Source organism: Pseudostreptobacillus hongkongensis (genome assembly GCF_001559795.1).
In the GTDB taxonomy this organism is placed as follows: domain Bacteria; phylum Fusobacteriota; class Fusobacteriia; order Fusobacteriales; family Leptotrichiaceae; genus Pseudostreptobacillus; species Pseudostreptobacillus hongkongensis.
In genome coordinates this window covers 1-10,385 of the sequence record NZ_LOHY01000106.1, presented here as the reverse complement: position 1 = coordinate 10,385, position 10,385 = coordinate 1, and the positions used below count along the sequence as shown (strand labels likewise).

11 protein-coding genes are annotated in these 10,385 nt (G+C 25.3%); 1 reads left to right on the top strand and 10 read right to left on the bottom strand.

What is annotated here, in order from left to right; all coding sequences use genetic code 11:
* Positions 1-254: 254 nt before the first annotated feature.
* The 4 genes from AYC59_RS05600 to AYC59_RS05590 are packed head-to-tail and all read right to left on the bottom strand — an operon-like array spanning position 255 to position 2,949.
* On the bottom strand, positions 255-1,556 hold the full coding sequence (locus tag AYC59_RS05600; RefSeq protein WP_066896140.1) for a glycosyltransferase: 1,302 nt from the start codon (positions 1,554-1,556) through the stop codon (positions 255-257).
* Positions 1,553-1,708 (bottom strand): hypothetical protein, encoded by a 156-nt coding sequence (locus AYC59_RS07790; protein WP_156445495.1) that lies wholly within the window; start codon positions 1,706-1,708, stop codon positions 1,553-1,555. The genes AYC59_RS05600 and AYC59_RS07790 overlap by 4 nt, the downstream gene beginning before the upstream one ends.
* Before the next feature lies 1 nt (position 1,709).
* A complete protein-coding gene (locus tag AYC59_RS05595) occupies positions 1,710-2,270 on the bottom strand; it encodes a hypothetical protein (RefSeq protein WP_066896137.1) in 561 nt (186 codons plus the stop codon).
* Positions 2,271-2,280: 10 nt separating this feature from the next.
* The gene (locus AYC59_RS05590) at positions 2,281-2,949 is read right to left on the bottom strand and encodes a 5'-methylthioadenosine/adenosylhomocysteine nucleosidase (protein ID WP_066896134.1); all 669 of its coding nucleotides are present in this window, start codon (positions 2,947-2,949) and stop codon (positions 2,281-2,283) included.
* A gap of 204 nt (positions 2,950-3,153) precedes the next feature.
* On the opposite strand from AYC59_RS05590, the gene AYC59_RS05585 reads away from it, so the two are divergent.
* Positions 3,154-3,465: a helix-turn-helix domain-containing protein gene (locus tag AYC59_RS05585; protein WP_066896131.1), complete on the top strand. Its 312-nt coding sequence runs from the start codon at positions 3,154-3,156 to the stop codon at positions 3,463-3,465.
* On the opposite strand, the gene AYC59_RS08300 is transcribed toward AYC59_RS05585, so the two are convergent.
* From AYC59_RS08300 to AYC59_RS05555, 6 genes are all read right to left on the bottom strand, one after another.
* Positions 3,402-3,590: a hypothetical protein gene (locus AYC59_RS08300; protein ID WP_369323996.1), complete on the bottom strand. Its 189-nt coding sequence runs from the start codon at positions 3,588-3,590 to the stop codon at positions 3,402-3,404. The two genes, AYC59_RS05585 and AYC59_RS08300, sit on opposite strands and share 64 nt — an antisense overlap.
* A 189-nt stretch (positions 3,591-3,779) precedes the next feature.
* On the bottom strand, positions 3,780-4,565 hold the full coding sequence (locus AYC59_RS05575; protein ID WP_066896128.1) for an ADP-ribosylglycohydrolase family protein: 786 nt from the start codon (positions 4,563-4,565) through the stop codon (positions 3,780-3,782).
* Positions 4,566-4,637: 72 nt separating this feature from the next.
* Positions 4,638-5,531: an ORF6N domain-containing protein gene (locus tag AYC59_RS05570; RefSeq protein ID WP_066896125.1), complete on the bottom strand. Its 894-nt coding sequence runs from the start codon at positions 5,529-5,531 to the stop codon at positions 4,638-4,640.
* A 52-nt stretch (positions 5,532-5,583) separates the two neighbouring features.
* Positions 5,584-5,745 carry a helix-turn-helix domain-containing protein gene (locus AYC59_RS05565; protein WP_066896122.1) on the bottom strand — a complete coding sequence of 54 codons (162 nt, stop codon included), beginning with the start codon at positions 5,743-5,745 and terminating at the stop codon, positions 5,584-5,586.
* Between the two features lie 595 nt (positions 5,746-6,340).
* A complete protein-coding gene (locus AYC59_RS05560) occupies positions 6,341-8,224 on the bottom strand; it encodes a M13 family metallopeptidase (protein ID WP_066896119.1) in 1,884 nt (627 codons plus the stop codon).
* A gap of 144 nt (positions 8,225-8,368) precedes the next feature.
* The gene (locus tag AYC59_RS05555; RefSeq protein WP_211260018.1) at positions 8,369-9,727 is read right to left on the bottom strand and encodes an NCS2 family permease; all 1,359 of its coding nucleotides are present in this window, start codon (positions 9,725-9,727) and stop codon (positions 8,369-8,371) included.
* Positions 9,728-10,385: the final 658 nt, after the last annotated feature.

The window sequence follows — 10,385 nt, the reverse complement described above, 5'->3', positions numbered from 1 at the left end:
ATTTGATATTTTAGTTTACCCTTTATTTAAATTATTTGTTATTAGTTATATTTTTTTCAATTCCTCTATCTTTATTATTAATTATATACTATTTAATTTAATTGTGTGAAATAAATTTAAAATATTAAATTTTACTTTTATTTTATTTTGATTAAAAATAGTTTTATTATCAATTATATTGATAATAAACAAAAAAGGAAATTATTAAAATTTCCTCTCTAAAAGAATAAAGCCTCCTATAGGGGCTTTATCATTTATATATTATTATCTCTTATATAATTAAGTGTTTTTTGATCTATTTTTTCATTTTCTTTAAGTCCTAGCATTAATGGTTCATAATTCTTTAACCAATATCTCTTACCTTTAATTTTTATTTTAGCAAGTCCATTTTTCTTATATTTTATATACTCTATCCTATATATTTTACCTAAATTTTCTTCATATATAGATAAAACTTTATTAATAAACTTACCTAAATCATATTTCATAGATATATCTATTGATTTTTTACTCATAGAGTTTCTTTCTTCATCAGTTAATGAGTAATATCTATTTATTCTATCAACTAAATCATCTTCACTATCAAAGAAATATCCATTTTCATTTTCTATTAAAAGTCCATCTAATACAACCCTATCTGTACAAAACAAAGGTTTTCCAGTAGCCATAGCTTCAATAAATGTAAGTCCTTGAGTTTCAGATGTACTAGCTGATATAAATCCATCTGCAAGTGAATAATATTTAGGAACATCTATATATTCTTTTTTACCTAAAAATTTAATATTATCACTTTCATATTGTTCTTTTAAAATATCAAGTTCTGGACCTAATCCTACTAAAATTAAACTTACATCTTTTATTTTATTAAATGCATTTAAGACTATTTCTATATTTTTTTCTTTAGCTATTCTACCTAAATATATCATAACCTTTTTATTTTCAAGTCCTAACTCTTTTTTTATTTCATTAACTTCATTAATATCAACATTTTTAAATCTCTCAAGATCTATACCTGAAGGTAAAATTTCCATTTTAGTTTTAACACCATATTTATTTAAAACATCATATGTTTTACGTGATGGAACTATTACTACATTTGATGGTTCACAATAAACTTTAGATATATATTCAACTAATTTTAAAGATGGTTTATCCAACAATTTAAGATTAAATACATTAATATAGTGTGTATAATCCTCAAACATAGTATGATATGTATAAATTAAAGGTAATTTTAAGTATCTTGCCATAAATCTTCCAAACAAGGCTATTCCAAATTCTGTATGTACATGTATTATGTCTAATTTAAGATCTCTAACTTCACTAAATCCTGTTATTTGAACTGGAGTTGTAACTGAATAACCATATAATTTTTTGAAGACTACTGAAGGTAATTTAAGTACATTCCCTTCTCTTTCAACATATAGTTTATCATTACATGTTATAACAAATACTTCATGTCCTTCTTTTTCTAATCCTTTTTTTAAGGTTTCAACACATACTGCTACACCATTTGCATGAGGTGTATATGTATCAGAAAATAATCCTATTCTCATTTTATATCTTCCTCTTCTTCACTTTTTTCTCTATTTAATTCTGCTATTTTAAATTTACAATAATCTTCAAAAGAAATAACTGTACAACCACAAATTAAATTTTCATCATTTTGATACATTTCATTCAATTTTTTAATATCTATCTCTAACATATTAAGCACCTTTTTTCTTAGATTTTATAATATTATCTATTTCTTTATCAGTCTGTGATTTTTTACTATTATTAACCTTATTATCAGTTTTATTTGTTGCATTATTTTTAACTGTTTGAGCTTGCTTAGTACTATTTGCTGTAGTTTGAGGCTTAGTTACTTGTTTAGTTGCTTGTTTTACATTATTGTTTTGACTAGTTGGTTTACTAGCAACTACATCCTTTTTATTATTCTTAGCTACAACCTTTTTCTCAGATTGTTTAGTATTTTCCTTAGTTTCTACTACATTTTTATTTTCTTCTTGTGTTTTTTCTTGAGTTTTATCTTTAACTACTACATCGTTTACTTCTTCTTTTTTTTCATCATCTTTTACTTCTGGTATAATTTCAACTTTAATAGTTTTATAAAAATCCACTTTCCTAATTTTAAATTCTTGTGATACAACGTCTGTATTTTCATTAGCTTTCCTTACTATATATCTTACCTTAGTATAAGTAAGAACTATTAAAAAAGCTATTAAAATCCATGATATTGTATTAAATAATAATCTTAATCTTTTCATTATATAACCTCTATATTAATTTTAACAAAATATTCTTAGAATTATTTGCTGCAATATTAACAAATTCACTATATTCCATAGTTGAATCATCTGTAATTGAATCAGAAATTGATCTTATTATTAAGAAATCAACTCCTAAAACTACAGCGGTATGTGCTATTGCTGCTGATTCCATGTCTACTGCTAAGGCATCAAAATCTTTTCCTAATTTTTCCTTTTCAGATTTACTTGACACAAATTTATCGCCCGATAATATTTTTCCGTATTTAATTTTTTCATTTTTAAGTTTATTTTGGGCATCTAACAGTATATCTTTAGGCTTAAATTCCGAAGAATTCATTCTAGGAATTTCCCCTATCTTATATCCAAAAGCAGTAGCATCAAATAAATATTCTACCAATGAATCAGATATAACTATATCACCTAAATTTACATCCTTATTTATAGAGCCAGCAACTCCTGAAAAATATATTTTATCTATTTTAAATTCATTTATTAATAATGTTGTAGTTATAGTAGCATTAACCATACCTATACCTGATAGAGCTAAAACAACTTCCTTATCATTAAATTTTCCTTTATAAAAAGTTCTATCTGATATTTTTATTTCACTAACATCTACCATAATATCTTTTATTATATCAACTTCTTCAGACATTGCACCTATTATACCTATCATATACTCTCCTAAGTTTTTGTTATATTTTAACATTTTTAAACCCTCATTGTAAAGTTAATACATTGTAGATTATTCCATATTAAATAAATATGATAATGTCTCAAATTAAAAATATAAGTGTAATTGTTTATTTAATATTATTAGATTATTATGTAATTATCTTTAGTTTAGAAATGAGGTAATTATAGAAAGTATTTTTCAAGAATGAATGAATTAAATAAATATAATATTATTAATGATTTAGTTTTAGGTAAAATTAACAAGAATAGAGCTTCTTTTATTTTAAATTTAACTCGTAGACAAATCAATAGACTTATCATTAAATTCAAAAATGAAGGGAAAACTAGTTTTATTCATGATAATAGAAATAAAAAACCTTCAACTACTACTTCTAAAGAAATTAGTCATACAATAATAAATATAAATCATCTTACCGAAATTATTAAAGAAGATTATGACATCTCTGTATCTAATACTTTATTTTCTTTAGCTGTTAAATTGGAAATTAAATTATAGAATTGAAAAACAAAACCTACATTATTTCTTCTATACTCAGTTAATTGTTTAGCATTAAATTTAGATATATCTACTCCATCTATTATGACCTTACCTTCATCACAAGTATCCATTCCTACTAATATATTTAATACAGTAGATTTACCGGCACCTGAACTTTCAAGTATTATTACAAGCTCTCACTTTTCTATTTCAAAATTAATATCATTATTAGCTATTATTTCTACTTCCCCAACCATATATTTTTTATAACAATGCTCCATTTTAATATATGACATAACTACCTCCTATTATCTAACTAATTTAATACTATTTTATTTGTATTTATTTTCAAACTCAATTAAAATTTTCAATAAATCTTCATCAAGAAAATTTATAGCTTGTTTTCTAATATTATCTGGTATTCCATAATAGGCTTCAGCAATTCCACCACAAATAGCAGCTAGTGTGTCACTATCACCACCTATTGATATTGAATTTCTTATTGCATCTTCAAAATTAGTTGATTCAAAAAACGCTTGTAATGCCTGAGGTACAGTATTTTGAGAAGTTTCATTAAATTCGTAAGTATCTCTAATTTCATCTAAAGTAAAATCCAAAGTGTAATAATTTTTTGTAATAAAATCCCTTATTTCAGAAATATCTTTTCCAATTTTAGCTAAATAAATCGCCATTGCTGTAGCTTCAGCTCCTTTTATTCCTTCTGGATGATTATGAGTAATTTCAGTTACCTTTCTTGAAAGACTTTTTACTTCTTCTAAACTATTAGCAACAAATCCAACAGCGCTAACTCTCATAGCTGCTCCATTACCATAACTATTATATGGTTTAGGATCATTTGAAAATATCCAATAAAAAAAGTTGCCCCCATATCCACAATATGGATAATTTCTTCCTATTTTTTGCATGAAATTTTCAGTTTTTTCAGATAAATCACTAAAATCTTCTTTACTTTCCAATATAGCTTTTGCAACAGATAAAGTCATAATACTATCATCTGTTGGAAAACATTCAGTAGTAAATAAATCAAATTCTTTATTTCTATGATTATTCCACTCAAATCTTGAACCAACAATATCTCCAATTATTGCTCCTAACATATTTTCACCTACTTATATTTTATTCAAACCGATATTTTTTTATATTTTTATTTTATATAAATTTGCTATACTCTACCTCACTTTATTTATAAGACTCTTAACTAAGTCCTTATCTTCTATCTTTGTAATTCCAAAACTCTTTTTCCCAGCATCTTTGATAGATGCTCCAATATGATAAACTTCTACTCTATCTATAATTAAAAATCTATCATGAAAATCTGTATTTATTTTTACAGTTAATTCTTCATATTGTGCATTAAATTTATTGATATCTTTTGTTGTTAAATTTCCTTTTCCGGAAGTATAAATTTTAATTTTTACATTTTTATTTTTCTTACACAGAATATTTAAGGTATTGATATCCACATAATTATCAATCAAGATTATTTCTTTTTTAGCTTTCTGGATAAGACCTACGATAAAGCTAAAAGCATCATAAATTTGCCCATCGAAAAAGATATTTTGCTTAACCTCAATATTGCTAGCTATATAGTTGAATACTTCCTCCAGTTTCTTATCTGTTTCTAATTGTTTTAACTCAACCCTATCAAGACGAGAAAACATCTCTTTGTTAGAAAGCAAAAAGTTTCTCATCTCCACAAAGCTATTCATAATTTTAATACTAACTTTGACAGCTACATCACTTTTAAGCACAGCAGAAAGCATAGCGATACCTTGTTCTGTAAATACATATGGCATATATCTTCTACCACCATGAGTATTGACTTCACTTGAGGTAACAAATTGTGACCTCAAGTTTTCATATTCTTCTTCCGTTAATTGAAAACGAAAATGTTCTGGGAATCTATTTAAATTTCTTTTTACTGCTTGATTCAACACTTTAGTTTCAACATTATAAAGATACGCTAAATCACTATCTATCATTACTTGCCTACTTCTAATGGTATAAATCATATTCTGTATTTCTTTATTATCAACAATCGTAAGATTTTTCTCTTCTGTCATAAATACCTCCATCTTTTAAAACTTGAGATTCCATTTTGCCACCTCAAGTTTTTTATTTCTTTAACCCTATAATCGAAACCATATCACCAAAATCAATACCTAATTTAGTCCCAATACGATATAAAACATCCATGCTGATAAACTCTCCTCTCCCCATTTTAGATATAGTTGTAGGAGATAATTCACAAGCATTAGCCAATTCTTTTTTATTCATATTTTCACCTATTAATTACAAGTTCATGAAGTTATTTTATATATTATAACACTTACACTATAATTTTTAAAGAAGTAAATCTTGAAATTCAAAGTTACCTAAATTAAAATAGTAAGTGTCACAAAATTAGTTGAAAAAAAATAGGATATACAGTAAAATCTTAAATACTCAAATATAAAGAAAGAAATCGTATATCCATGATTAATAATAACACAAATTTAAATAAAAATAAAGTCAAGAAATACTTCCCATATGACTCTAAAAACTATTTAATAAAAATGTTAAGTGATTAGTTATTAAAACACTTACAGTAAGTCTTTATTATAATATTAAGGATAATATTTATGTTTTAGAAGAAGTTAAAGAATTTGAAACATTTTTAAGTGAATTTGATTATGATATTGTTAAAGTTTAAAAAGAGAAAAAAAAATATATTCCTCCTCTAACTCATCTGTGGAAACTTGAATCCTTTATAAAGTATATGATTAAAATTGGGAAAGACCTAATTTAAAAAGAGGGGATAATCCCCCTCTAATTTAGGTCTATATATTATATATTTTTTGAGACATTTTCATTTTTAATTGACAGAGTGATTTTACCAAATTGTAATTCTTTTTTCTTTTTCTCTATACATTTTATCTGATTCTTTAATATTAAATGTTTGATAAAAATCATCTAAATTTTGTGGAGTTATATTTGCCCTTAATTCACCAGGAGAATGTACATCTATATTTAGAAGAAGATCTATGTATTCTGGTTTAGCTTTTCTTCTCCATATTCTTGCCCAGTTTATAAAATATTCATCTAATGAATACTCTTTTTCTAATTTTAATGCTTCTAATGCTGAAGTTATTCCACCTAAATCAGCGATGTTTTCAGAAACTGTAAGTTTACCATTTACTTTTCCACTTCCAAATGGTATACCATCAAATTGTTCTATCATTTCATTTGTTTTTTCTTCAAATTTTATATAATCTTCTTCATCCCACCAGTTTAATAAGTTTCCGTTTTCATCATAATTGCTTCCATTATTATCAAAAGCATGAGAAATTTCGTGTCCGATTACAGCACCAATACCTCCATAATTTTTACTTTTAGATTGAGATATACTATAGAAAGGTTCTTGTAATATAGCAGCTGGGAAGCATATATGATTGTGTTGAGGGTGATAGTATGCATTAACTGTATTTGAACTCATTCCCCATTCCATTTTATCAACATTTGTATTCCATTTTTTAAAGTGTTCTATATTTTTTATTTTTTTGAATCTTATATAATTTTCAAAAAATGTTTCTTCGTCATTATATTTTAATTTTTTATATACATCTTTATATTTTTCAGGGTAAGCTATAAGAATACCAAGAGTGTTTAATTTTTTAATAGCCCTTTTCTTTGTTTTTTCTTTAAGCCAAGTGTTTGTTTCTAATCTTTTTTTATAAACATTAATAATATTTTTTACCATACACTCTACATCATTTTTAGCTTTCTCACCAAAATACTTTTTACCGTAATATACGCTTATAACACCAGCAAACATAGCTGTTGAAGTATAATATGAGTATTTGTCTATACTATCAGCTACTTTAATACCTGATTTTTCTCTTTGATATAGACCACCAATAATTCTTAAATTATCTTTGAATAAACTACTAAGATAAATTACTAATTTAGATATTAACCATGCTTTTAACAATTCTAAATTATTTTCTGTTAAAATATTTTCTAAATTTTCAAAGAAGTTAGGTTCATCTACGATTATTTTTTCTGGAATTTGTTCTAAAATATCATTTATAAATATTTCAAAATTGATTTTATTTGAATATTTTTTTACATTTTCCATACTTCTAGGGTTATATGATTTAGTATAATCAGCTAATTCAACAGAAGTTTTAGTATATGGATATATAATTTTATCAAATTCTATAGTTTTGTCAATAAGTTCTTTTATTTCACTTGTGTGATAATCTAATTCTTCAAAAATTTTTTCTAACATCTTAGTGTAAGATTTAATTAAAGTTTTTCCATTTTCTTTTTCATAGTAAGTTTTATCTGGAAGTATAATAGAAGATCTATTTAAATGTAATACATTAATTTTTGCATTCATCATATCAGGGCCAATAAATATACTAAATGGTAGTGGTAAATCTTTTAAAGTCCATTCTTTAAGAATTTCAGAAAAATCATTATAATCTTTAATTTCAGATATTTTAGTAATATATTTTTTTAATTCTGTATATCCCTCCTTATTTCTTTTTTCAAAATTTCTTGCTTCATTAAAGAATTTTAAAAATTCTTTCATTTCAGGATTTTCTACATTTTTTAAATTTTTAAAATCTTCTAGTAAAAGTTTTTCAATGTCAATAACTAAGTTTTGAAAACCTCCTACTTGTGCTCTGTCTTCTGGAATAATGGCTGTTTTTAACCACTCTCCATTAACAGCTAAATACAAATCATCTTTTAATAAATTATTGTTTATCATAATCTAACCTCTTTCTATTCTATATAACTAATAATACCATATAAAATTTTTTTTTAAAATAGTTATAATTAAATAAAAATAATTGTTATATGAAGAATTAAAAATAGAGGAGTAATTAACTCCTCTATAATAGATTATTTATTATTAAACTAAAGCAAAGTGTAATAAGAAAATCACGAATAAAACCCATATAATAGCCGGTAATTTTTTCTTTTCTTTGCTAAATATATTTGTTATTACATAAACTATAAATCCTGCAGCTATACCATTAGCTATAGAATAAGATAAAACCATTATTATTATTGTTGCAAATCCTGAAGCAGCTGCTCTAAAATCATGCCAATCAACATTAGATAATTGAGTAGCCATTAGAACTCCAACTATTACTAAAGTTGGTGCAACAACTGGAGATAAAAATAGTGTATCATTTACAGCAATAGAATCCACAACAGATAATAATGGAGAGAATAATGTTGAAAGTAAAAATAATATTCCAACAATTACTGAAGATAATCCAGTTCTTCCACCAGCAGCAACACCACTTGAAGATTCAACAAAACTAGTTACATTTGAAGTTCCCAAAGTAGCTCCAACTACAGTACCTAATGCGTCAGAATAAAACATTTTATCTATGTTATAATCAACTTCTAATTCAGGATGTTCACTTTTTACTAATCCTTTTATTTTATCTATAACAGCTATTAAAGTACCAGCTGTATCAAAAAAATCAACAAATAACATAGTAAATATTATAACTATGCTTTCTGGTTTAGTTAATATACTTCCTAATCCACTTAAAAATAGCCCTACACTAGAAGTGTCAAATGATAAACTAATTATTCCATTAGGTAAAGTAGGCATACCAGAAATACCTAATAATCCTAATACTATACCTAAAATAGCTGTTGCTAGTAATCCAAGAAATGCTGCAGATCTAATTTCTAACGTCATTAGTATTAATGTTAATATTAATCCGAATACTCCTAATAATACTGTGGGATTTTTGAAAGATCCAAGTGTTACATAAGTAGCTTGGTTTGCAATAATTATACCTAATTTATTAAGACCTATAAATGCTATAAAGAATCCTATAGCAGCTCCAATTGATTTTTTTAAACTTGTAGGAATAGAATCAACAATTAGCTTTCTAAGACCTAAAACAGAAATAATAAGGAATATTAAACCTGATACAAATACCATAGCCAATGCTTCGGCAGGAGTATATCCAGAACCTAGTACAACCGTATATGTAAAGAATGCATTAAGTCCCATACCAGGTGCAAGTGCTATAGGAGCATTTGCATAAATCCCCATAAAAATAGTAGCTACAGCTGATGATATAGCTGTTGCAAAAAATACGGATCCAGGTGTTAACCCTGCACTACCTAAAATACTTGCATTAACTCCTAAAATATATGCCATTGTTAGGAATGTAGTTAATCCTCCTAAAAATTCAGATTTAAAATCTGTTCCGTGTTCTTTAAGTTTAAAATAACTTAACATAATTAAAGTACCTCCTAAGATTGAATTTCAAAATAAACAAAGCCCAGAAAAGTAGGCTTTTAAGTGAAACCTACCTCCTGGGCTTTTGTCCCTATGGTGTAATACTTTTACAAGTACCAGTGTTGCTTGGACCAGCAAGATAATATCTTCGGAACCCTAAACACTCTTTCTCTTATAGAGTTTATTTATATTTGTTAATATTTAAATCTAATTTATTTTAACATTATTTCAAATAAAAATCAACATGTTAATTGATGTTTTTTTAATTAAATTTATACTAAAGTCCATACTAATAAATCAATGTTTATTTCGTGTTCTATTCCACTAATAACTACAGAGTCTTTATCTGATAAAAAATATTTATTTTAAAAAAAAGGTTCTTCACAAATATTTAAGGGATAATAAAATTAGTAGCTCAATAGAATAAATGTTAAATTATTCTAATTAGAGCTACTTTTTTGTAGGATAATTTGTCAAATCAAGTGCAACATTCACATAAATACTCATCTTAAAAAAATACCAAACAACACAAGAAAATGTAAGCATTGTTTAAGTTCTATGCATATCTGTAGTAATCATAAAATATCTTTAAAAGATTTTCCTAATGAACCTGATACTAAAGAAATTCTAACTATTAACTTTTCAAGATTTAAATGTA

Excerpts from the sequence above, each read along its gene's own strand:
- AYC59_RS05590 (WP_066896134.1), bottom strand. The coding sequence starts at position 2,949 with ATGATAGGTATAATAGGTGCAATGTCTGAAGAAGTTGATATAATAAAA.
- AYC59_RS05595 (WP_066896137.1), bottom strand. The coding sequence starts at position 2,270 with ATGAAAAGATTAAGATTATTATTTAATACAATATCATGGATTTTAATA.
- AYC59_RS05600 (WP_066896140.1), bottom strand. The coding sequence starts at position 1,556 with ATGAGAATAGGATTATTTTCTGATACATATACACCTCATGCAAATGGT.
- AYC59_RS05555 (WP_211260018.1), bottom strand. The coding sequence starts at position 9,727 with ATGTTAAGTTATTTTAAACTTAAAGAACACGGAACAGATTTTAAATCT.
- AYC59_RS05565 (WP_066896122.1), bottom strand. The coding sequence starts at position 5,745 with ATGAATAAAAAAGAATTGGCTAATGCTTGTGAATTATCTCCTACAACT.
- AYC59_RS05575 (WP_066896128.1), bottom strand. The coding sequence starts at position 4,565 with ATGTTAGGAGCAATAATTGGAGATATTGTTGGTTCAAGATTTGAGTGG.
- AYC59_RS05570 (WP_066896125.1), bottom strand. The coding sequence starts at position 5,531 with ATGACAGAAGAGAAAAATCTTACGATTGTTGATAATAAAGAAATACAG.
- AYC59_RS07790 (WP_156445495.1), bottom strand. The coding sequence starts at position 1,708 with ATGTTAGAGATAGATATTAAAAAATTGAATGAAATGTATCAAAATGAT.
- AYC59_RS05585 (WP_066896131.1), top strand. The coding sequence starts at position 3,154 with ATGAATGAATTAAATAAATATAATATTATTAATGATTTAGTTTTAGGT.
- AYC59_RS05560 (WP_066896119.1), bottom strand. The coding sequence starts at position 8,224 with ATGATAAACAATAATTTATTAAAAGATGATTTGTATTTAGCTGTTAAT.